Raw genomic sequence first — 21,309 nt, 5'->3', positions numbered from 1 at the left:
AAGTGCACGACAAGGGGGCGCTACTTCTGCCGGCCCGGCGTACCAGCCTCAGGGCTTCTTCTGGAGCTCGCCGCAACGGGCGGACTTGACGAAGCCGAGCTGCTCGTTGATGCCGATCATGTGGTCGTTGACCTCGGCGTTCCAGGTGACGACGCAGCGGTCGGCCAGGTCGACGCCGGAGCGCTGCATCGCCAGCAGGTTGGCGGCCTTGACCGCCAACCCGAGCCGGTGACCCCGGTGCTCCCGGTGGACGAGCGTGCCCCACTGCATCACCCAGCGCGGGTCGTGGCCCACGAGCACCAGGTCGGTGTAGGCGACCACGGTCCCCTCGCCGTCGAGGGCGACGCAGCTGAACTTCGTGCGTTGCTGCTTCGCGAGGATCGCCTCCCGCGTGCGGAACGCCTCGAGGTCGGTGCTCGGGTCCTCGTACTCGTTGTCGCCGGTCGGCGCCTCGTTGGTGAGGCTCGCGTCGAGCTCGACGTAGCCCCGGACGAGGTCCTCCGGGACCGCTCCGGTCCAGGTGCGCAGCTCGTAGGCCGGGTGCCGCGGCGCCGCCTCGGCCGCGAGCCGCTCGAGGAGCTCCTCGTCGACGGGCAGAGCCATCTCCCGCTGCACGTCGCACAGCCCGAGTGCGTAGCCGTGCACGCGGCCGAACTCGACCCCGGGCGTGCCGGCGCCGTCGCCGGGGCCGTCGTAGGGCCAGCTCGCCATGGCGTCGAGCCGGGTGCGGCCGTGCTCGGCCGCGACCTGCTCGACGTGCCGGAGGAGCTGGGACCCGTAGCCGTGCCGCCGGTGCTCCGGGAGTACGCCGACCCCGACCTCCGCGGAGGTCAGGTTGTCCAGGAGCGGGAGCCCCACGTCCCCGTAGCCGACGACCTCGCCGTCGACCTCCCCGACGTACGGCACCCACCTGCGGTCCTTGCGCGGCTCCCGCAGCGCGACGAGCAGCTCCGGCAGGGTCCAGGTGACCGCGTGCTCGCCGAGCTCGTGCGCCTCGACGGTGACCATCGCGGCGTGCCACGCGGCGACGTCGGCGTCGTCGTGGACGTCGACCGGCCGGGTCGTCATCGCAGTCGTCACAGTCATCGCACCCGCTCCACTCGCTTCTCGTCCCAGACCGGGGCCGGGGACTCATAGACGTTGCCGTCGGCGCCGAAGACCAGGAACCGGTCGAACCCGCGGGCGAACCAACGGTCGTGGGTCACCGCGACGACCGTCCCGTCGAAGGACTCGAGGCCGGCCTCCAGGGCCTCCGCCGAGGCGACGTCGAGGTTGTCGGTCGGCTCGTCGAGCAGCAGCAGGGTCGCCCCGGACAGCTCGAGCAGGAGGATCTGGAACCGCGCCTGCTGGCCGCCGCTGAGCGACTCGAACCGCTGCTCGGCCGCCGCACTGAGCTCGTAGCGGTCGAGCACGCGGCTCGCCTCCTCCCGGCCCATGCCCTTGCGGCCGGGGAGCCCGTCGCGCGCGCCGTCGCCGCGGTGCAGGATCTCCAGCAGCGTGCGACCTCTCAGCTCCGGGTGGTCGTGGGTCTGCACGAACCAGCCGGGGCGGACCCGTGCGCCCAGCTTGGCGGCGCCGGTGTGGCGCACCGGCGCGACCGGAACGTCGTCGACGGGCCGGTGCCCGACGTCGGGGTCCGACCCGCCGGCGGCCAGCAGCCGGAGGAAGTGCGACTTGCCCGAGCCGTTCGAGCCGAGCACCGCGACCCGCTCGCCGTACCAGACCTCGAGGTCGAAGGGCCGCATCAGGCCCGTCAGCTCCAGGCCCTCGCAGACGATCGCGCGCTTGCCGGTGCGGCCGCCCCTGAGCCGCATCTTCACCTGCTGCTCACGCGGCTGCTCGGTCGGCGGCCCGGCCTCCTCGAACTTCCGGAGCCGGGTCTGCGCGGCCTGGTAGCGGCTGGCCATGTCGGAGTTGTAGGCCGCCTTCTGCTTGTACATCAGCATCTGCGCGCGGAGCTTGGCGTGCTCCTCGTCCCAGCGCTTGCGAAGCTCCTCGAAGCGGGCGAACCGGTCCTTGCGCGCCTCGTGGTAGGACGCGAACCCGCCCGGGTGCGTCCAGACCAGGTTGCCGCCACCACCGGCGCCGAGCTCGACGGTGACCACCCGGGTCGCGGCGTTCGCGAGCAGCTCGCGGTCGTGGCTGATGAACAGGATGGTCTTCTCCGACGCGGCGATCCGCTGCTCCAGCCAGATCTTGCCGGGCACGTCGAGGAAGTTGTCGGGCTCGTCGAGGAGCAGCACCTCGTCGGGGCCGGCGAGCAGGTACTCGAGCACGATCCGCTTCTGCTCGCCGCCCGACAGGGTGCGCAGCGCCCGGTGGCGGGCGCGGTCGTAGGGGATGCCGAGCGCCTTGACCGTGCAGACGTCCCAGGTCACCTCGAGCTCGTAGCCGCCCGCGTCGGCGTACTCGGCGAGCGCCGCGGCGTAGCGCAGCTGGGTCGGCTCGTCGTCGACGTCCATCAGGGCGAGCTCGCACCGGTCCACCTCGGCGGCTGCCTTCTGCACGCGGGGCGGCGCGAGCGAGAGCAGCAGGTCCGCGACGGTGGGGTCGGGGACGTCCCCGTTGGCGCCCGTCGAGATCCTGTCCACCATCTGCCGCATCAGGCCGAGGCCACCGGAGCGGGTGACCGCACCGGCGTGCGGCGCGAGCTCGCCGGTGACGATCCGCAGCAACGTGGTCTTGCCGGCGCCGTTCGCGCCGACCAGCGCGACCTTCTGCCCGTCGCCCACCCGGAAGGACACGTCGTCGAGCAGCACGCGCCCGTCCGGCAGCTCGAACCGGACGCCGGTGACCTCTACGTGACCCACGGGCGTCGATTCTCCGGGAGCGCAGGGGATTCCGCAGCCGGTTTTCCGTCAGCCCTGGTCGACGCTCGCGAGGATCTGCCGGGTCAGGGTGCGCTGCGGGGTCTGCACGTAGACCGCCCAGTCGCCGCTGTAGGCGTAGCCGCCGAACAGCGCCGGGTCGGTGCCGACCGGGCTGATCACGCCGGCCCGGTCCTTCGGGTCATAGGTCGCCGAGCCGTAGAAGGCCACCCCGACGCCGCCACCGCAGGGCCCCGGCCCGGCGGGCCCGAGCTGGGTCCAGTCGAACTCGCCGCAGTCGAGAGGCTTCCAGTCCTCGGGTACGTCGACCGTGGCGCCGCGGTAACGGACCCGCTCCAGCCCACCGGGCAGCGGGGAGGTCGTCGCCGGCGCGGCGCTCGGTCCCTCGACGGCCGGAGGCGCGTCGTCGGAGCAGCCGGCCAGCGCGCAGGCGGCGAGGAGGGTCGCGATCGCCAGGACCGCGGCAGGTGGCTTCACGCTCCTCGGACGTCTCCCGGGGGCTGCTCGTTCCCTGCGGGAGAATCTGGCGTCATGGACTGGATCGCCGCGCTCGACGACGCGACCGGGCGCTTCGCCGCCGTGCTCGAGGAGGGCGACCTGTCGGCCCGGGTTCCCGCGTGCCCCGACTGGTCGCTGGCCGACCTCGGCGAACACCTCCGCGGCGTGCACGCCTGGGCCGCGCACGCCGTCACCGAGGGCAACCCGGAGGGCCAGCCACCACCCGGCCCGCTCGACCGGGACGGGCTGGTCGCCGGCTACCGCGCGGCGGCGGCGCACCTGGTCGAGGTGCTCGCCGCGACCGAGCCGGACGCGCCGGCCTGGGCGTTCGGCCCGGAGAAGGTCGCCGGGTTCTGGCGACGGCGGCAGGTGCACGAGACGACGATGCACCTGCTCGACGCGCTCGCGTCGCAGGACCGCGCGAGCGAGTGGCGCGTCGACCCGGGGCTCGCCTGGGACGGGGTCGAGGAGGTGGTGACGGTCTTCTACCCGCGCCAGGTCCGGCTCGGCCGCACCGAGCCGCTCGCCGGGACCCTCCGGCTGGTGGCCGAGGACGTCGACACCGCGCCGGTCGAGCTCGGCGCCGGCGAGCCCGTCGCCACGATCAGCGGCCGGGCGGCGTACGTCCTCGAGGCGCTGTGGAAGCGCGCCACGGTCGGCGACCCGGTCGCGGCCGGACTGCTGGAGGCAGCGATCACGCCGTGAAGGAGCAGCGTCGCTGATCGCAGGTCACTCCGCGACGAACCGGGCGTCCACCGACGCCGCGACCTCGATGTCCTCGGGCGACAGCTCGAGCTGGACGTCACCGCCGCCGCCCAGTCCGGCCGCGCGCGCGTACGCCGCCTGCGGGCCGAAGTCGGGACGCAGCCCGTCGCCGAGCATCCCTGCGTCGGCGACGGCGACCGGGCGCACCGGACCCAGGCCGATCGCGTCGGCGTAGTGCTGCGCGCGAGCGGCCGCGTCCTGGACCGCGCGGGTGCGGACCTGCCGCACCAGCTCCTGCTTCCGCTGCTCGGTGAGCGCCCAGGTGACGCCGTCGAGGCCGAACCCCTCGGTGCGCTCGACGTGCTCGCTCACCCACCGACCCAGCGCGGCGAAGTCGCGGAACTTCACCTCGACGCCGACGGCGGCGTGGTGGACGAGCGGGAGCTGCTTGCCGTCCTGGTTCCACGGGCGCTGCGCCCAGGTCCGGACCTGCTGGGTCGCCCACCACGTCACCGGGCCACGCTCGGGGTCGTGCAGCGGCTGCACCGAGGACCTCACCTGCTCCAGCGCGTGCACGACCCGGTCGAAGACCGGCTGGAGCTGCGGGCCCTCGAGGCCGAGGGTCGCGCGGGCCGTGGCGCGCTCGGGCGGCTCGAAGGCGGAGAAGGAGCCGCGCACGGTGAGCTCGGTGGCCATGCACGCAACCTAGCCCGGCGCCAGCACCGGTCACGACACCATCGTTGCCCGGGGCGGGTGAACCTTCCCGTGCGGTGAGGTGTCTTCACCCTTCGACAGCACCGTCCCCCGAGAGGGCCCCGATGAGCGACATCTCCTTCAGCGAGTTCATGACGGCTCGCTGGGCGCCGTTGTACCGGACGGCGTACCTGCTGACCGGCGACCCGCACGACGCCGAGGACCTGCTCCAGTCGGCGCTGGTGCGCACGTGCGCCCGGTGGGACCGGATCCGCGACAAGCGGGCCGCGGACGGCTACGTGCGGACCGCGATGGCCAACCAGCTCACCAACCGGTGGCGCCGCGGCGGCCGGGAGGTCAGCCGGGCGGAGCTGCCCGAGGTCGGCCACGACGGAGGCCTCGGCCTGCGCGCCGACCACCTCGCCCTGTGGGCGCAGGTCCGCTCGCTCCCGCCGCGGATGCGGGCGGTCCTGGTGCTCCGCTACTTCGAGGACCTGAGCGTCGAGCAGACCGCCGCCGAGCTCGGCTGCTCCCCCGGCGCCGTCAAGAGCCAGACCCACAACGCGATCCAACGGCTCCGCGCCGAGCTGCCCGAACACGACCTCGTGGAGGAACTGCGATGACCGGCACCGACCTTCGGACCACCTTCGACGCCGTCGCGCAGGCCGTGCCCGTGCCGCCGATGGACCGGCTGGGCTTCGAGCGGCGAGTCCGAGCCCGCCGCGTCCGGAGGGCCGGCGGCACGGCGCTGGTCGCCGCGGCTGCCGTCGCCGTCCTCGCCGGCGGCGCCGCCGTGGTCACCGGCGACCATCCCGGCGACCGCGACGGTGCGACGGTGACGGACAGCGTGCCGGACGGCCCCGCGAGCGCGCGGCAGACGGTCGCGGTCACCGTCCGCGGGCACCTGGTGGTGCTGACGCCCGACGGTGCCGCCCACGACTCCGGCGTGCGCGTCGAGGAGGTGGTGGCGCTGACCGACGAGGGTGCGGTCGCGATCACCACCGAGAGCCACCTGGTGCTGATCCCCGTCCGTCCGGACGGCGTCGCCGGCGAGCCCCGGCCGCTGGTCGCCGGAGCGGTGCAGCGGGTGGCGGTCTCACCCGACGGGTCCCAGGCCGCCTACGTGGACCTCGAGGACGTGGCCCACGTCCTCGAGGTCGCCACCGGCCGGGAGGTCGGCGGACCGGTCCCGCTCGGGCCGCACGACCGGCTGCTCTCGGTCGACCACGGGGCTCTGCTGATCGGCATCCCCACCGGCCTCGCCGTGCACGACGGAGCCACGACCGAGATCCTGGCTCCGGAGGAGGACATCGGCGGCCAGATGGCCGGCGGCGTGGTGAGCTACCAGGGCTACGGCGGCGTGTGGATGTTCGACACCGACGGGACGCAGCGCACCGGCGAGCTCGGTGCTGCGATCGGCGGCCTCTCGACCGACGGGGCTTCCTACGCCACCGCCCCGTCCCAGGACCAGATCGACGACCAGATGTCCGACGACCTGGAGGTCCTGGACACGGCCACGGGCGACCGGAAGGTCGTGCGCGGGTTCGAGGGCGACGCGGTCCAGATCCGCTGGACCTCCGCGGACCGCTTCCTCGTCGCGGCCGACGACCCGCGCCGACCGGGACGCCTGCTCCTCGACTGCTCCGCCGCGGCCGGCCTCTGCGAGCAGGTGTACGACGACGCGAGCGCGACCCTGACGCTGCCGACCCGGTGACGTCAGTCCCCGGCGCGTCCGATCCGCAGCACCCGGAACCCCTTCGCGCTGGCCACCCGCTCGGCCGGGAAGCCCTGGTCGCCCAGCCAGCGCTGGAGGGAGTCCGCGCCGAGGTTCTTGCCGACGACCATGGTCGCCCGGCCGCCGGGTACGAGCCGCGGCAGCCAGGTGAGCAGCAGCTCGTGCAGCGCGGCCTTGCCGATCCGGATCGGCGGGTTGGACCAGATCTCGTCGTACGTCGACCCGGGGGCCACGTCGTCCGGGTGCGAGGCGGTGAACCGGTCGGCGACGCCGAGCCGCTCGGCGTTGCCGGATGCGAGGGCCAGCGCGCGGCGGTTGACGTCGACCGCCGTGACCCGGGCCTCCGGTGCGGCGACCGCGCAGGCGAGGCCGATCACGCCGTACCCGCAACCGAGGTCGAGGATCCGGCCGCCCCGGGGCGGGTCGGTCGACCGGAACAGCACCGACGTCCCGATGTCGAGCCGGCCGTGGGCGAAGACCCCCGAGCCGCTCTCCAGCTCCAGCTCGTGGCCCCAGACCTCCGCGCGAACCGTCGTCCGCTCGAACGGCACCGACGGGTCGGCCGAGAAGTAGTGCTCGTCGCTCACGACTCCTCCTGCTCGGGGATCGCCCGCTTGGCGGAGGTCTGCTCGACCCGGGCCGCCAGGTCCTCGTCGGGCGGGTAGGCGACCTCCTCCAGGGTCAGCCCGTGCGCAGGCACCACCACCACGGCCGTGTCGCGGCGCTCCGCCGCGAGGACCTGCGCGGCCCACGCCGGCTCCTTGCGGCCTTCGCCGACGGCGATCAGGCAGCCGACCAGCGCCCGCACCATCGAGTGGCAGAAGGCGTCGGCCTTGACGTGGCCGACGAGGACGCCGGTGTCGTCGCGGGTCCAGGAGTACTCCAGCAGGGTCCGGATCGTCGTCGCGCCCTCGCGCCGCTTGCAGAAGGACGCGAAGTCGTGGAGGCCGGTGAGGGTCGCGGCCGCGGCGTTCATCGCGTCCAGGTCCAGGCGCCGTCCCCAGGCGAGCACCTCGTGGCGGCGCAGCGGGTCGACGGCGCCCGCTTCGTCGGCGATCCGGTAGGCGTAGCGCCGCCAGAGTGCGGCGAACCGCGCGTCGAAGCCGGGAGGTGCCGGCGTCATCCGCCTGACCCGTACGTCGCTCGCGAGCACGCCGTTCACGCGCCGGCACAACGACTCCGGCGGCAGCCGGACGTCGTCGGGCAGGTCGCAGTGGGCGACCTGGCCGCGTGCGTGCACCCCGGAGTCGGTGCGACCGGCGCAGACGACCTGGAGCGTGCCCGCCTCGACCCGCAGCACCGTGTGCAGGGCGGCGGTCACCTCGCCCTGGACGGTGCGCAGCCCGGGCTGGGTCGCCCAGCCCCGGAAGTCGGTGCCGTCGTAGGCCAGGTCGAGGCGGATCCGCACCGGGCCAGTCTCCCAGGCGCCACCGGTCAGCCGTCCCACCCGTCCGGGCGCAGCTTCCTGGGAAGACCCTCCACCACCAGCCGGTAGGACTCGTCGACCGCCTCGAGCAGCTCGTCGTCGGGGATCGCGCCACCGAAGGCCAGGTCGTTCCAACCCGAGCGCCCGATGTAGCGCATCACGGAGGCGTCGCCGGGGTAGCGGTCGATCCACTCGTCCGCGGCCTCGCGGGAGCGGCCACCCTTGACCCCGACCCCCTCGGCGCCGAGGAAGGCGAAGATCTTGCCGCGCTCCCCCGGCCCGACCTTGACGACCGGGTGGTGGTGGTCCCACGGGTTGTCCGTCCACGCCCCGGGCTTGGCGAGACAGTGCTCCTGCATGCGCTCCACGTCCACGGCTCATACTTCACTCGTGACCGAGCCGTCTGTCGAGCAACCTGCCATCGTCCTGGTCTCGGAGGAGCGCGGCGAGTTCCTCCGCGACGAGTTCGGCCGCTACGCCCGCGACTACGACGTCCGGGTCGCTGCCTCGGTCGCGGAGGCGGAGGAGATCGCCGGCCGGGTCCGCCAGGAGGGCCGCCAGGTCGCGCTCTTCGTGACCGAGTCGCGGGTGGCCGACGGCCCGATCATGCCGGCGCTGCACCGGCTGCGGGTCGCCGTACCGACCGCGCGTCGCCTGGTCGCCGCCCACTGGGACCACTTCCTCGAGGACGCCGAGTCGATGCGGCCGGGCATGGTCACGGGGAAGTACGACGCCTACCTGCTCATGCCGCGCGGCGCGCGCGACGAGGAGTTCCACACCGCGGTGTGCGAGCTGCTGTCGGACTGGGGCTCCACCGTGGCGCGGCCGGAGGTGGTCACCGCCGAGGTGGTCTCCGAGCCCGGCAACCCGCTGGCCGGGGCGATCCGCGAGTTCCTCGAGCGGATGGGCATGCCGACCGCCGCGTACACCCCGGAGTCGGAGGTCGGCCGGGCCGCGGTCGAGGAGTGGCGCGAGGTGCAGGGTGGGGAGCCGTCCTTCCCGCTGCTGCGGACGATCCGCGTCGGGCTGGTCGCGCCGGGCAGCGTGCGGGAGGTGGCCGCCGCGATCTACGGGAGGCCGGACTCGATCGACCCCGAGGGGGCGAACACCGTCGTGGACCTCTGCATCGTCGGAGCCGGACCGGCGGGCCTGGCGGCGGCCGTGTACGGCGCGTCCGAGGGCCTGAGCACGGTGGCGATCGAGGCCGAGGCGATCGGCGGGCAGGCCGGGACCAGCTCGATGATCCGCAACTACCTGGGCTTCCCGCGCGGGGTCTCCGGGATGCGGCTGGCCCAGCGGGCGCGCAACCAGGCGTTGCGCTTCGGCACCCGGTTCTTCACCGGCTGGTCGGTCGAGGGCCTCACGCCGGGCGCGGACGGCGCCCCGCACGTCGTGCACACCGAGGGCGGGGACGTGCACGCGCGCGCGGTCGTGCTCGCGACCGGCGTGAGCTACCGCAAGCTCGGCGTCGAGCCGCTCGAGGCGCTGGTGGGCCGCGGGGTCCACTACGGCAGTGCGATGTCGGTGGCCCGGGAGATGGAGGGCGGCGACGTCGTGGTCGTGGGCGGCGGCAACTCCGCGGGCCAGGCCGCACTCCACCTGGCCCGGTTCGCGCGCTCGGTGACGATCGTCGTCCGCCGCGAGGGGCTCGAGGCGACCATGTCGGCGTACCTCGTCAAGGAGATCAGCTATCACCACCGCGTCCAGGTGCGGCCGTGCACCGAGGTGGTCGGCGGCGGCGGGGCGGACCGACTGGAGTGGCTGCGGCTGCGGGACAGCCGGGACGGCTCGGAGGACGAGGTCCCGGCCACCGGGCTCTTCCTGCTCCTCGGCGCGGAGCCGCACTGCGGGTGGTTGCCGGACGCGGTCGTGCGCGACGAGCACGGCTTCGTTCTGACCGGTCGCGACGTCCCGACGGACGCCTGGACCGACGGTGTGCCGCCACCCGACCTGTGCACCACCGTCCCCGGCGTCTTCGCCGTGGGCGACGTGCGGTCCGGCTCGATGAAGCGGGTGGCCGCGGCGACCGGCGAGGGCGCCAGCGTCGTGCCGCTGGTGCACGCCCACCTCTCCTGACGGACCCATGAAATAGGGTCACCCCGTGGCCCTGGAGACCTCGCCCGAGAAGCCGGCACCCGTCCGGCAGGTCGCGAACGCGCTCGCGGGCTGGATCGACCGGCTCGGCGTGGTGTGGGTCGAGGGCCAGGTCGCGCAGGTGAGCCGGCGACCGGGCATGGGCACCGTCTTCCTGACCCTGCGGGACTCCGTCGCGGACGTGTCGGTCACCGTCACCTGCTCGCGGGTGCTGTTCGACAGCCTGCCGACGCCGGTGCAGGAGGGCGCGAGCGTCGTCATCCACGCCAAGCCGTCCTACTACGCCAACCGCGGGACGATCTCCCTGCAGGCCCGCGAGATCCGTGCCGTCGGCCTCGGCGAGCTGCTGGCCCGGCTCGAGCAGCGGCGGCAGCTGCTCGCCGCCGAGGGGCTGTTCGCTCCCGAGCGCAAGCGGCGGCTGCCGTTCCTCCCCCACCTCGTGGGGCTGGTGACCGCGCCGGGGTCCGCCGCCGAGCGCGACGTGGTCGAGAACGCCACCCGGCGGTGGCCGGGCGTGGCGTTCGAGACGGCGTACGCCGCCATGCAGGGCACGCGCAGCGCGGCGGAGGTCATCGACGCCCTGCGCCGGCTCGACGCCCACCCCGGCGTGGACGTGATCGTCGTGGCGCGCGGCGGCGGGTCGGTCGAGGACCTGCTGCCGTTCTCCGACGAGGGACTGGTCCGGGTCGTCTCGGCGGTCCGCACGCCGGTGGTGTCGGCGATCGGCCACGAGCCGGACACGCCGCTGCTCGACCTGGTGGCCGACGTGCGCGCCTCCACACCGACCGACGCGGCGAAGCGGATCGTGCCCGACGTCGGCGAGGAGCGGGGCCGGGTCGTCCAGGGCCGCGACCGGCTGCGGCACGCGCTCGACCGCTACCTGCACCGCGAGCAGGCCGCCCTCGACGCCCTGCGGTCGCGCCCGGCGCTCGGCGACCCCCGGGTGCTGCTCGACCAGCGGGCCGACGAGCTCCGGGCCTACCGCGACCGGATCCGCCGCTGCCTGACCCACCGGCTCGACCGGGCGGCCGACGACGTCGACCACCACCGCGCGCGGGTCCGCGCGCTCTCGCCGCTGGCGACCCTGCAGCGCGGTTACGCCGTGGTCCAGGACGCCGACGGACACGTCGTCACCTCGGCCGGGACCGTCGCCGTCGGCGCCGAGCTCAGCGTGCGCGTCGCCGACGGCCGGATCCACGCCACGACCACTCACAGCGAGAGCCACACCGAGACCGAGGAGAGCGATGCCTGAGGAGAAGCCGTCCTACGAGGACGCCCGTGCCGAGCTGGTCGAGGTGGTCCAGCGGCTCGAGGCCGGGGGCTCCAGCCTCGAGGAGTCGCTCGCTCTCTGGGAGCGGGGCGAGAAGCTCGCCACGGTCTGCCAGGAGTGGCTCGACGGCGCCCGCGAGCGGCTCGACGCCGTGCTGGGGGACGACGAGGAGCCGGACGACTAGCTCTTCGAGCCGACCGGCGCGGTCGTCAGTCGGTCGACGATGTCCTGGAGGTCCGAGGCGGGCGCGTCGCCGTACACCACGACCAGCCGCTGCCCGGACAGCTCGGCGACGTACGCGTGGTCCGACCCGTCGCTGTAGCTGTCCCACTTCGGTGCCACCGAGCCGTCGCTGGAGTACGCCGCCTCCGCTGTCGCCTCCTCCTCGCCGAGGTGGTGGAGCAGCTCGAACGGGCTGGACCCCTTGGCCACCGCGATCCCCACGAACTTCCCGTCGTCGGTGAGCATCCGGATCTCGAACCCGCCCTGGTCCTCCGGCACCTCGGCCGCGGTCACCGTCCAGCCGTCCGGCACCGACCTCGGGTACACCGGCTGCAGGCCGCCCTGCTGGAACTCCGCGATCGTCGTGCGGAGGTCGACCGAGTCGGGCCCGATGTCCGTGTCGTGCCGGAACAGGCCCATCACCCAGATCAGCGCGCCGATCACGACGGCGGTCGTCACCAGCGCGGCGATCAGGCCGCCGGCGCTGCGCTGGTACTTCCCCGGCCGCCCGGTCGGCTCCGCCGGCTGCTGCTCCGTCGTACTCATCGCACCCCTATCCTTCCAGACCCGCCGAGCCGACCCAGCCGGGCACCCGCGCGCCTGCACACACCTCGGCATCTGCGGCCTTTTTCGTGACAGAAGGACGCAGATGCGTCATAGTGCGAGCGTGACGACCTACCGTATTGCGGAGGCGGCCGAGGTCCTCGGCGTCAGTGCCGACACCGTCCGCCGGTGGGTGGAGGCGGACCGCCTCACGGCGGCGACCGAGGGGGGCCGCACCGTCGTCGACGGCGTGGAGCTCGCGGCCTTTGCGGCGTCCCTGCTCGACGAGGCCGAGCGCGACCGCACCAGGGCCCGCTCGGTCAGCGCGCGCAACCGGATGTCGGGGATCGTCACCCGGGTCACCCAGGACACGGTGATGGCCCAGATCGAGCTGGTCTGCGGGCCCTACCGGATCGTCTCCCTGATGAGCGCGGAGGCCGCCTCCGAGCTCGGGCTCGAGCCCGGTGTCCGTGCCATCGCCTCCGTGAAGTCGACCAGCGTCGTGGTCGAGCGCCCCGTCGAAAGGAATTGACCCATGCTCTCCCGCACCCGGCTCGCTGCCGTCGTCGGCGCGCTCGCGCTCACCCTGCCCCTCGCCGCGTGCGGTGACGACGACAACGGCGGCGGTGACACCACGACGCTCCAGGTGCTCGCTGCCTCCTCCCTCACCGACGTCTTCGGGGACTTCGGGAAGCAGTTCGAGGCCGACCACGACGGCGTGAAGGTCGAGTTCTCGTTCGGGTCGAGCACCGACCTGGCGGCCCAGGCGGCGGACGGAGCGCCCGGCGACGTGCTCGCCACCGCCGACCAGGACTCGATGACCTCTGCGCAGGACGCCGGCGTCGTGACCGGTGACCCGGCGAACTTCGCGACCAACGTGCTCGTGCTGGTGACGCCCCCGGACAACCCGGCCGGCATCACCTCGCTCGCCGACCTCGACGGCGCGACCTGGGTCCGCTGTGCCGACGAGGCACCGTGCGGCAAGGTCGCGCTCGCCGTCCTGGACGCCCAGCACGTCACCGCGCAGCCGGCGAGCCTCGAGGACGACGCCCGGTCGACCCTCGACAAGGTGACCTCCGGCGAGGCGGACGCGGCGCTGGTCTACGCCTCCGACGCGCAGTCGGCCGGCGACAGCGTGAAGACGATCCCGATTGCCGGCGCGGAGGGCCAGCAGACGTCCTACTACATCGCTCCCCTCGACCAGAGCGGTGACGCCGACCTCGCCCAGCAGTTCACCGACCTCGTGACCGGGCCGGACGGACAGCAGGCCCTCGCCGGGGCCGGCTTCGGGAAGCCATGACCCGCGACCCGCTGGGTCGGGCGCCGCTCGCGCTGGTCGTACCGGCCGGCATCGCGGTCGCCGTCCTGGTGGTGCCGCTGCTGGCGATGGTCGCCACTGTCGACCTCGGCTCGCTCCCGGACGCGCTGACCTCCGAGGCTGCCCGCGAGGCGCTGTGGCTGTCGGTGCTGACGTCCACGGCCGCGATGCTGGTGTGCCTGGTGGTGGGGCTGCCGCTCGCCTGGTTCCTCGCCCGGGTCGAGTTCGCCGGCCGGCGCCTGCTCCGGGCCGTGGTGATCGTCCCCATGGTGCTGCCGCCCGTGGTCGCCGGCATCGCCCTCCGCTCGGCGTTCGGCCGCTCCGGCCTCTTCGGCGAGCCCCTGCTCCACGCCACCGGCTTCGCGTTCCCCTACACGACGTGGGGCGTCGTGCTGTCCCACGTCTTCGTGTCCCTGCCGTTCGTGGTGGTCAGCATCGAGGGCGGCCTGCGCTCCGCCGGGAGCGAGTACGACGCCGCCGCGGCCACCCTCGGGGCCGCCCGGTGGACCACGTTCCGGCGCGTGACGGTGCCGCTCGCCCTGCCCGGCATTGCCGCGGGCATGGTGCTGGGATGGGCCCGCTCACTCGGCGAGTTCGGTGCGACGATCACCTTCAACGGCAACTACCCGGGGACCACGCAGACCATGCCCACGCTCATCTACGTCCAGCGCCAAGCCGACTCCGACGGCGCGGTGGCGCTCAGCCTGCTCATGCTCCTGGTCTCGGTCGCCGTGCTCGCCGCGCTCCGCGACCGGTGGCTGGTGCCGGCGTGACGGCGGGCCTGGACGCGGAGCTCGAGGTGCGGGGGCGCCTGCGCGCCGCGCTCTCGGCAGAGCCCGGGGACGTCGTGGCGGTGGTCGGTCCCAACGGTGCCGGCAAGACGACGCTCGTGCACGCGCTCGCCGGGCTGGAGCGGGCGCGTGGCCACGCGCGGATCGACGGCACCGACCTGCTGCCGCTGCCCCCGCAGGAGCGCGCCGTCGGCGTGGTCTTCCAGGACCGCCGGCTGTTCCCGCACCTGACCGCGCTGGAGAACGTCGCCTTCGGCCCACGCGTCCGCGGCACCGACCAGGCCACGGCCCGCGCCGCCGCTCGTGAGGCGCTCGACCGGCTCGGCGTCGGCGACCTCGCCGACCGCCGGCCCAAGAAGCTCTCCGGCGGCCAGGCCCAGCGGGTCGCGATCGCCCGCGCGCTCGTCACCGAGCCCCGGCTGCTGCTTCTCGACGAGCCGTTCACCGGGCTCGACGTACGGGTGGCCGCGGAGCTGCGGATCGAGCTGTCCCGCCGCCTCTCCGACTACTCCGGCGTGACCATCCTGGTCACCCACGACGCCCTCGACGCCCTGACCCTCGCGAACCGGGTCGTGGTGCTCGACGCCGGCGAGGTGGTGCAGACCGGCACGCCGGACGACGTCGCCGCCCGTCCCCAGACCGAGCACGTCGCGCGCCTGGTCGGGCTCAACGTCGTCCGCGACGGGGACGTGCTCCGCGCGTTCCCCCCGAGCGCGGTGACGGTGGCGCTCGAGCGGCCCGCCGACTCCAGCCGCAACCACTGGGCGGGCGCCGTCCGCGGGGCCGCGCCGCACGGGGACGCCGTACGCCTCCAGGTCGGCACCGACGGCGGCCCCGACCTGATCGCTGACGTCACGCCCTCGGCGACCCGCGACCTCGGGCTGGCCACCGGGCGGCGGGTCTGGCTCGCGGTCAAGGAGACCGCGATCACGACCTACACCGCCGGCTGAGCCGGGGATCGCCCACCCGGCGAACCGATAAGGTTCGCCCATGACCGACGACTCCCTCGCCGTGCACCCGCCTGCCCCCGACCGGAACCTCGCGCTGGAGCTGGTGCGGGTCACCGAGGCGGCGGCCATGGCGGCCGGCCGCTGGGTCGGGCGCGGGGACAAGAACGGCGCGGACGGCGTGGCGGTCCAGGCGATGCGGGTCATGATCTCGACGATCGGCATGAACGGCACTGTCGTGATCGGCGAGGGCGAGAAGGACAAGGCCCCCATGCTGTTCAACGGCGAGAACGTCGGCGACGGCACCGGCCCCGAGTGCGACGTCGCCGTCGACCCGATCGACGGCACCACCCTGACGGCCAAGGGCATGTCCAACGCGGTCTCGGTGATGGCCGTGAGCCCGCGCGGCTCGATGTACGACCCGTCCGCGGTCTTCTACATGGAGAAGCTGGCCACCGGCGCCGAGGCGGCCGACGTCGTCGACATCCGCTACCCCGTCGCCGAGAACATCCAGCAGGTCGCCAAGGCGAAGGGCTCGAACCCCTCCGACGTGACCGTCGTCCTCCTGGACCGGCCGCGGCACCAGAAGCTGGTCGAGGAGATCAGGGCGACCGGTGCCCGGATCAAGTTCATCTCCGACGGCGACGTCGCCGGGGCGATCATGGCCGCCCGGCCGGACACCGGCATCGACCTGATGCTGGGGGTCGGCGGCACGCCCGAGGGCATCATCGCCGCCTGCGCGATGAAGGCGATGGGCGGCGTCCTCCAGGGCCGGCTCTGGCCGACCGACGACGAGGAGCGCCAGCGCGCCATCGACGCGGGCCACAACCTCGACGCCGACCACGTGCTCACCACCGACACGCTGGTGACCGGCGACGACTGCTTCTTCGTGGCCACCGGCATCACCGACGGAGAGCTGCTCAGCGGCGTCCGCTACCGCGGCGGCGGCGCGATCACGGAGTCGCTCGTCATGCGCTCGCGCAGCGGCACGATCCGCAAGATCACCTCCGAGCACCAGCTGCAGAAGCTGCGCCGCTACTCCTCGATCGACTTCGACTAGTCGCCGGGTCGGCAGCAGCTCGGCGCCCTCAGGGGGCCTGGCGCCTCACGCCCCGGTCTGGCGCCAAGCTTCTGCCGACTCGGCGCTGCTCTGCAGCAGGAGCGACTCCGCCACCACGTCGGAGACGCGCGGGTCGAGGGCCATCCCGATGTGCGAGGCGCGGACCTCGACGGCGCGACCCTGCGGGTCGATGCACGCGCGCCAGTCGACGATGCCGTCGCGGCGGGAGTAGACGTTCGTCATCGCCACGTGGTCGAGCAGCGGCTCCTGCGACTCCCGGAAGCTCAGCTCGGCACAGGCGCCGGAGACGCACTGCTCGGACATCACACCGGCCAGGCCCAGCCGGCTCAACCGGTTCAGGACCGTGACGCCGCCCGTCAGCAGGCGGTGGTGCGCCGCGGGCGCCAGCATCGGGCTGCCCATCGTGACGATGCCGGCGACCAGGTCGGGCCGGCGCGCAGCGAGGCCGCGCGCGATCATGCCCCCCAGGCTGTGGCCGACGATCTGGACGCGGTTGCCGCGCCGCTCGACGACCTGCTCGATGCGCTCCTCCAGCAGAGCCGCGGCGTCGAGCGTGCAGTTGACGTTCGCGAAGATGTGGGACCGGTAGGTGCGGAAGCCCTGCTCGCGCAGCACGCCGCTCATCTGCCGCAGCGTCCAGTCACCGGCCAGGAACCCCGGGACGAGCAGGACCGGCTCGGCGGCGCGCACGGCCGCGCGGCGCGCGTACGGCGTCCGCCTCCGGTGCCGGCGGGCCGCGCCACGCCGGATCGCGAGGCGACCTGCCTCGGTGACCACGCTGCCCTCGCGCGCCAGCGCCGCGAGCGCGGGCCGGCCGAAGCCGTCCGGCAGCAGGAACGGTGCCATGGTGTGCCCCATACCCGGAGATTACGTGGTTGAAACGTGAACCGTTGGGAGAATCCGCCACACTGGGGGCATGTCCAGCCGAACGGAGCCCGAGGGCCTGTCCGACGTGACCATCTCCGCGGAGCTGGTCGCGCCGCTGCCGACGGGCGTCGAGATCTGCTACCAGACGTTCGGTGACCCCGACGACGAGCCGATGCTGCTCGTGATGGGGCTGGGCGGCCCGATGACGTGGTGGGACGCCCAGCTGTGCGAGATGCTCGCCGCCCGCGGCTACTACGTCATCCGCTACGACAACCGCGACACCGGCCGGTCCACCCGGTCCGAGGGCCACGTCACCAGGTCCGCGGTGCTGCGCGCGTTCCTCGGCCTGCCGGTGCGGCCGCCGTACTCGCTCGGGGACCTCGCCGACGACGCCTTCGCGCTGCTCGACCACCTCGGCATCGAGTCCGCGCACGTGGCCGGCGTGTCGATGGGCGGGATGATCGCGCAGACGATGGCCATCGCCGCTCCCGAGCGCGTCCGCAGCCTGGTCAGCATCATGTCGTCGACCGGCCGCCGCTCGGTCGGCTGGCAGCACCCGTCGCTCGCGCCCACGCTGCTCGCCCAGCGCGGCCCGAGCCGCGACGCCTACGTCGCGGGCGCGCTCAAGGTCTGGCGGCTGATCGGCTCCCCCGGCTACGCGCCGACCGACGAGGAGCTGCGCAGCCGCGCCGGGGACACCTACGACCGCGGCGTGAGCCCCGAAGGGGTGCTCCGGCAGATGATGGCCGTGCTGACCCAGACCGACCGCACGGCCCGCCTGCGGTCGCTGCACGTGCCGACGCTCGTGGTGCACGGGCTCGCCGACAAGATGGTGCACGTCTCCGGCGGCCGCGCCACCGCCGCGGCGATCCCGGGCGCCGAGCTCGTGCTCGTCGACGGCATGGGCCACGACCTCCCGCACGCCTTGTTCGAGAGCTTCGCCAACGCCATCGCACGTACGGCGAGGCGCGCGGGCTGACCTCCCGGCCGTTGCCACGCCCGGCGCCGGGACCTCCTGGCACGGAAAGAACTCCCGTCTGACCTGCACAGACGCGGGTATCTGAGCGCCGTGCGCGGCAGGTGGTCTGGACAACTTCGCCCGTTTGAGCGAATGTGGTCCCGGTCACATCATCGGGAGGATTCAATGGCGAATCGCTCGGGAGATCCGGCGATCAGTGACGACGACGGGGGACCTCGTCACGACGGGCGGCCCACGGGGTCGGGGAGAGCAAGACGGTCTCGGCGCGGCATCGCCGCACTGGCGACCGGCCTCCTCGGCGCCTCCCTCCTCGCTGCGTGCGGGAGCGGCTCGGACAACACGCTGATCTGGTACATCAACCCCGACGCCGGCGGTCAGGCGGCGGTCGCGGCGGCCTGCAGCAAGGAGCTCGGCATCGACATCACCACCCAGGTGCTGCCGCAGGACGCCAACCAGCAGCGGATCCAGCTCGCCAGGCGGCTCGCGGCGCACGACCCGGGCATCGACCTGATGAGCATCGACCCGCCCTACACGGCGGAGTTCGCGAACGCCGGCTACCTGGCGCCGATCCCGTCCGACGAGCAGGACCGGCTGCGCGAGCAGGCGTTCAAGGGGGCCACGGCCGCGGCGACCTGGAACGACCAGCTCGTGGTCGCGCCGTTCTGGTCCAACACCCAGGTGCTCTGGTACCGCAAGTCGTTCGTCCAGAAGGCCGGCATCGACATGAGCCAGCCCGTCACCTGGGACCAGATCATCAAGGCCGCGTCCGACAACGGCGGCACGGTGGCGGTGCAGGCCAACAAGTACGAGGGCTACTCGGTGTGGATCAACGCGCTCATCTCGGGCGCGGGCGGCGAGATCGCCACCGACACCGAGAAGGGCGCCGACGCCAAGCTCGAGGTCGACTCCGAGGCCGGTGACGACGCCGCCGGCGTCATCCACGAGCTGGCCCACTCCGCGGCCGCGCCGGCCGACCTCTCGGTCGCCCAGGAGGGCCAGGCCGGCGCGACGTTCGGCAGTCCGCAGGGCGCGTTCATGGTCAACTGGACCTACATCTGGACCAACTACGACGCGACCCAGCCGGACGTGAAGAAGGACATCGGCTACGCGCGCTACCCGCAGACCGTGGCGGGCGAGGAGTCGCGGCCCCCCTACGGTGGCATCGGCATCGGCGTCAGCAACTACTCCGACCACAAGGACGACGCGGTCAAGGCGCTCGAGTGCCTGACGAGCCCGGAGAACCAGGGCCTCAACGCCGAGCTGACGGGCAACATGCCGTCGAGCTCGGCCGGCTACGACGACCCGAAGCTCAAGGAGATCTACCCGCAGGACCTGCTCGACCTGTTCCAGCAGAGCGTCGACGCGGCCGCCCCGCGCACGGTGACGCCGTACTGGAGCGACATCTCCGGCGCCCTGCTCAGCCGCTTCCACCCACCGTCGTCGGTCGACCAGAAGACGCCGGCCGAGGCCCAGAAGTTCATCGAGGACGTGCTGCAGCAGAGGAGCCTCCTGTGACCACCACCGTCGCTACCCCGGCCGCGCGGCGCGCCGCCACCAGCGACCGCGCGGTCGCGGAGAACCGGCTCGGCCTCCGCCTCGTGGCGCCCGCGGTGATCGTGATGCTCATCGTGACCGCGTGGCCGATGATCCAGGCGCTCTACCTGTCGCTGTTCCGCTACCGGCTCACGACTCCGGACGACAAGGAGTTCGTGTTCCTCGGCAACTACGGCACGATCCTGACCGACGGCCTGTTCTGGAAGGACACGCTCAACACGGTCCTGATCATGCTGGTCACCGTCGCCGTCGAGCTGGTCATCGGCTTCGTCTTCGCGATGGTCATGCACCGCGTGGTCTTCGCCAGGGGCGTCATGCGCACGTCGATCCTGATCCCCTACGGCATCATCACCGTCGTCTCCGCCTTTGCGTGGCAGTTCACGTTCAGCCTCAACAACGGCTGGGTCAACAGCTGGTTCGCGTGGCTCCCGGGGATCGCCGACAACACCAACTGGTTCGGCGACCACTGGCCGGCGATGTTCGCGATCATGGTGTCGGAGATCTGGAAGACGACGCCGTTCATGTCGCTGCTGCTGCTGGCCGGACTTTCGCAGGTGTCGGAGGACATGATCGAGGCCGCCCAGGTCGACGGCGCGACGTGGTGGCAGCGGCTGTGGCGGGTGATCCTGCCCAACATGCGGGCCGCGATCATGGTCGCCGTACTGTTCCGCGCCCTCGACGCGTTCCGGATCTTCGACAACATCTTCGTGATGACCCGGGGCGCCCAGAACACCGAGTCGTCGTCGTTCCTGACCTACCGGCAGGTGATCGAGCAGTTCCAGCTCGGCCTGGGGTCGGCGCTGTCGGTGCTGCTCTTCCTGACGGTGCTGCTGCTGGCCTTCCTGATCGTCAAGCTGTTCAGGGTCGACCTGGCCCAGGCGAGGGGTGAGTGATGAACGCCAAGTCGCGCGCCGGCACCGTCATCGGCTTCGTCTTCATCCTCGTGTGGTGCCTGCTACCGGTCGTCTGGATCATCTCGCTGTCGTTCAAGGGCGCGGCCGAGACAGGCGCCGGGAGCCCCCACTTCCTGCCGCAGACCTGGACGATCCAGAACTACCGCGACCTGCTCGGGTTCGGCACCGTCACCCCCGGCCAGGAGGCGACGCACACCGACTTCCTGCACGCGTTGCGCAACTCGTTCGGGATCGCGCTGATCGCGACCTTCCTCTCGGTCGTCTTCGCGACCCTCGCTGCCTACGCGATCGCCCGGCTGGAGTTCCGGGGCAAGCGGGTCGTGCTCTCGCTCGCGCTGGCGATCGCGATGTTCCCGGTGGTCTCGCTCGTCGGCCCGCTGTTCGACATGTGGCGCACGTTCCACCTGTTCAACACCTGGCCCGGCCTGATCATCCCCTACATGACGTTCACCCTGCCGCTCGCGATCTGGACGCTCTCGGCGTTCTTCCGGGAGATCCCGTGGGAGATGGAGCAGGCGGCGCAGGTGGACGGCGCGACGTCCTGGCAGGCGTTCCGCAAGGTGATCGTGCCGCTGGCGGCTCCCGGTGTGTTCACCGCGGCGATCCTCACGTTCTTCTTCGCGTGGAACGAATTCGTGCTCGCCATCTCGCTGACCTCCACGACCGGGACGCGCACCGTGCCGGCCCAGATGTCCTTCTTCGTGGGACCCGACCCGTTCAACCCGCCGTACGGCGAGCTGGCTGCCGCATCGGTGGTCGTGACGGTCCCGATCATCGTCATCGTGCTGCTGTTCCAGCGGAAGATCGTCGCCGGCCTGACCTCCGGCGCAGTGAAGGGATAACC

Annotated in this window: 24 protein-coding genes; 15 read left to right on the top strand and 9 right to left on the bottom strand. The window is 72.9% G+C overall.

Annotated elements, in window-relative coordinates:
• Window positions 1-48: 48 nt before the first annotated feature.
• The 3 genes from ABD709_RS09310 to ABD709_RS09300 are packed head-to-tail and all read right to left on the bottom strand — an operon-like array spanning window position 49 to window position 3,305.
• Window positions 49-1,086 (bottom strand): GNAT family N-acetyltransferase, encoded by a 1,038-nt coding sequence (locus ABD709_RS09310; RefSeq protein ID WP_344774602.1) that lies wholly within the window; start codon window positions 1,084-1,086, stop codon window positions 49-51.
• A complete protein-coding gene (locus ABD709_RS09305) occupies window positions 1,083-2,810 on the bottom strand; it encodes an ABC-F family ATP-binding cassette domain-containing protein (protein WP_344774600.1) in 1,728 nt (575 codons plus the stop codon). Before ABD709_RS09305 ends, ABD709_RS09310 begins: the two co-directional genes overlap by 4 nt.
• Before the next feature lie 48 nt (window positions 2,811-2,858).
• Entirely contained in the window at window positions 2,859-3,305 is a 447-nt protein-coding gene (locus ABD709_RS09300; protein ID WP_344774598.1) for a hypothetical protein, read from the bottom strand.
• Between the two features lie 54 nt (window positions 3,306-3,359).
• Between ABD709_RS09300 and ABD709_RS09295 the strand changes: the two genes are divergently transcribed.
• On the top strand, window positions 3,360-4,031 hold the full coding sequence (locus tag ABD709_RS09295; RefSeq protein WP_344774597.1) for a maleylpyruvate isomerase family mycothiol-dependent enzyme: 672 nt from the start codon (window positions 3,360-3,362) through the stop codon (window positions 4,029-4,031).
• Window positions 4,032-4,055: 24 nt separating this feature from the next.
• Here ABD709_RS09295 and ABD709_RS09290 read toward each other — a convergent pair whose 3' ends face one another.
• Entirely contained in the window at window positions 4,056-4,727 is a 672-nt protein-coding gene (locus ABD709_RS09290; RefSeq protein ID WP_344774596.1) for an SIMPL domain-containing protein, read from the bottom strand.
• A gap of 122 nt (window positions 4,728-4,849) precedes the next feature.
• On the opposite strand from ABD709_RS09290, the gene ABD709_RS09285 reads away from it, so the two are divergent.
• Window positions 4,850-5,347, top strand: a complete 498-nt coding sequence (locus tag ABD709_RS09285) for a SigE family RNA polymerase sigma factor (protein WP_344774595.1) — start codon at window positions 4,850-4,852, stop codon at window positions 5,345-5,347.
• Complete coding sequence (locus ABD709_RS09280; RefSeq protein ID WP_344774593.1) at window positions 5,344-6,438, top strand: hypothetical protein; 1,095 nt, start codon at window positions 5,344-5,346, stop codon at window positions 6,436-6,438. Before ABD709_RS09285 ends, ABD709_RS09280 begins: the two co-directional genes overlap by 4 nt.
• Before the next feature lie 2 nt (window positions 6,439-6,440).
• Here the strand turns inward: ABD709_RS09280 and ABD709_RS09275 are convergent, their stop codons facing one another.
• The 3 genes from ABD709_RS09275 to ABD709_RS09265 are packed head-to-tail and all read right to left on the bottom strand — an operon-like array spanning window position 6,441 to window position 8,259.
• Entirely contained in the window at window positions 6,441-7,046 is a 606-nt protein-coding gene (locus ABD709_RS09275; protein ID WP_344774591.1) for a class I SAM-dependent methyltransferase, read from the bottom strand.
• Window positions 7,043-7,867 (bottom strand): tRNA pseudouridine(38-40) synthase TruA, encoded by an 825-nt coding sequence (gene truA, locus ABD709_RS09270; protein ID WP_344774589.1) that lies wholly within the window; start codon window positions 7,865-7,867, stop codon window positions 7,043-7,045. The genes ABD709_RS09275 and truA overlap by 4 nt, the downstream gene beginning before the upstream one ends.
• A 26-nt stretch (window positions 7,868-7,893) precedes the next feature.
• Window positions 7,894-8,259 (bottom strand): MmcQ/YjbR family DNA-binding protein, encoded by a 366-nt coding sequence (locus ABD709_RS09265; RefSeq protein WP_344774587.1) that lies wholly within the window; start codon window positions 8,257-8,259, stop codon window positions 7,894-7,896.
• 16 nt (window positions 8,260-8,275) lie between these two features.
• Here ABD709_RS09265 and ABD709_RS09260 point away from each other — a divergent pair, with 16 nt between their 5' ends.
• From ABD709_RS09260 to ABD709_RS09250, 3 genes are read left to right on the top strand one after another with little or no spacing between them, the layout of a single operon-like run.
• Window positions 8,276-9,961 (top strand): NAD(P)/FAD-dependent oxidoreductase, encoded by a 1,686-nt coding sequence (locus tag ABD709_RS09260; protein WP_344774585.1) that lies wholly within the window; start codon window positions 8,276-8,278, stop codon window positions 9,959-9,961.
• A 25-nt stretch (window positions 9,962-9,986) separates the two neighbouring features.
• Window positions 9,987-11,231, top strand: a complete 1,245-nt coding sequence (xseA, locus tag ABD709_RS09255) for an exodeoxyribonuclease VII large subunit (protein WP_344774584.1) — start codon at window positions 9,987-9,989, stop codon at window positions 11,229-11,231.
• Window positions 11,224-11,433 (top strand): exodeoxyribonuclease VII small subunit, encoded by a 210-nt coding sequence (locus tag ABD709_RS09250; RefSeq protein WP_344774582.1) that lies wholly within the window; start codon window positions 11,224-11,226, stop codon window positions 11,431-11,433. The genes xseA and ABD709_RS09250 overlap by 8 nt, the downstream gene beginning before the upstream one ends.
• Here the strand turns inward: ABD709_RS09250 and ABD709_RS09245 are convergent.
• Window positions 11,430-12,017 carry a DUF4245 family protein gene (locus tag ABD709_RS09245; RefSeq protein WP_344774580.1) on the bottom strand — a complete coding sequence of 196 codons (588 nt, stop codon included), beginning with the start codon at window positions 12,015-12,017 and terminating at the stop codon, window positions 11,430-11,432. The two genes, ABD709_RS09250 and ABD709_RS09245, sit on opposite strands and share 4 nt — an antisense overlap.
• Window positions 12,018-12,138: 121 nt before the next feature.
• On the opposite strand from ABD709_RS09245, the gene ABD709_RS09240 reads away from it, so the two are divergent.
• From ABD709_RS09240 to glpX, 5 genes are read left to right on the top strand one after another with little or no spacing between them, the layout of a single operon-like run.
• Entirely contained in the window at window positions 12,139-12,546 is a 408-nt protein-coding gene (locus tag ABD709_RS09240) for a TOBE domain-containing protein (RefSeq protein WP_344774578.1), read from the top strand.
• A gap of 3 nt (window positions 12,547-12,549) precedes the next feature.
• On the top strand, window positions 12,550-13,314 hold the full coding sequence (gene modA / locus ABD709_RS09235; protein WP_344774576.1) for a molybdate ABC transporter substrate-binding protein: 765 nt from the start codon (window positions 12,550-12,552) through the stop codon (window positions 13,312-13,314).
• On the top strand, window positions 13,311-14,105 hold the full coding sequence (locus ABD709_RS09230; RefSeq protein ID WP_344774574.1) for an ABC transporter permease: 795 nt from the start codon (window positions 13,311-13,313) through the stop codon (window positions 14,103-14,105). Before modA ends, ABD709_RS09230 begins: the two co-directional genes overlap by 4 nt.
• Entirely contained in the window at window positions 14,102-15,073 is a 972-nt protein-coding gene (locus ABD709_RS09225) for an ABC transporter ATP-binding protein (RefSeq protein WP_344774572.1), read from the top strand. Before ABD709_RS09230 ends, ABD709_RS09225 begins: the two co-directional genes overlap by 4 nt.
• 40 nt (window positions 15,074-15,113) lie before the next feature.
• Window positions 15,114-16,130, top strand: coding sequence for a class II fructose-bisphosphatase (gene glpX / locus ABD709_RS09220; RefSeq protein ID WP_344774570.1), 1,017 nt, complete (start codon window positions 15,114-15,116; stop codon window positions 16,128-16,130).
• A gap of 45 nt (window positions 16,131-16,175) precedes the next feature.
• Here glpX and ABD709_RS09215 read toward each other — a convergent pair whose 3' ends face one another.
• Window positions 16,176-17,009, bottom strand: coding sequence for a lipase family alpha/beta hydrolase (locus tag ABD709_RS09215; protein WP_344774568.1), 834 nt, complete (start codon window positions 17,007-17,009; stop codon window positions 16,176-16,178).
• A gap of 58 nt (window positions 17,010-17,067) precedes the next feature.
• Here ABD709_RS09215 and ABD709_RS09210 point away from each other — a divergent pair, with 58 nt between their 5' ends.
• The 4 genes from ABD709_RS09210 to ABD709_RS09195 all read left to right on the top strand — a co-directional run bounded on the left by ABD709_RS09210 (window position 17,068) and on the right by ABD709_RS09195 (window position 21,307).
• On the top strand, window positions 17,068-17,997 hold the full coding sequence (locus tag ABD709_RS09210) for an alpha/beta fold hydrolase (protein WP_344774566.1): 930 nt from the start codon (window positions 17,068-17,070) through the stop codon (window positions 17,995-17,997).
• 165 nt (window positions 17,998-18,162) lie between these two features.
• Window positions 18,163-19,512 (top strand): extracellular solute-binding protein, encoded by a 1,350-nt coding sequence (locus ABD709_RS09205; RefSeq protein ID WP_344774564.1) that lies wholly within the window; start codon window positions 18,163-18,165, stop codon window positions 19,510-19,512.
• Window positions 19,509-20,444 (top strand): carbohydrate ABC transporter permease, encoded by a 936-nt coding sequence (locus ABD709_RS09200; protein WP_344774562.1) that lies wholly within the window; start codon window positions 19,509-19,511, stop codon window positions 20,442-20,444. The genes ABD709_RS09205 and ABD709_RS09200 overlap by 4 nt, the downstream gene beginning before the upstream one ends.
• A complete protein-coding gene (locus tag ABD709_RS09195) occupies window positions 20,444-21,307 on the top strand; it encodes a carbohydrate ABC transporter permease (RefSeq protein WP_344774560.1) in 864 nt (287 codons plus the stop codon). The genes ABD709_RS09200 and ABD709_RS09195 overlap by 1 nt, the downstream gene beginning before the upstream one ends.
• Window positions 21,308-21,309 lie beyond the last annotated feature (2 nt).

It is taken from the genome of Nocardioides panacisoli (assembly GCF_039537325.1).
Classification (GTDB): domain Bacteria; phylum Actinomycetota; class Actinomycetes; order Propionibacteriales; family Nocardioidaceae; genus Nocardioides; species Nocardioides panacisoli.
This window is presented reverse-complemented; position numbering and strand designations above follow the sequence as displayed.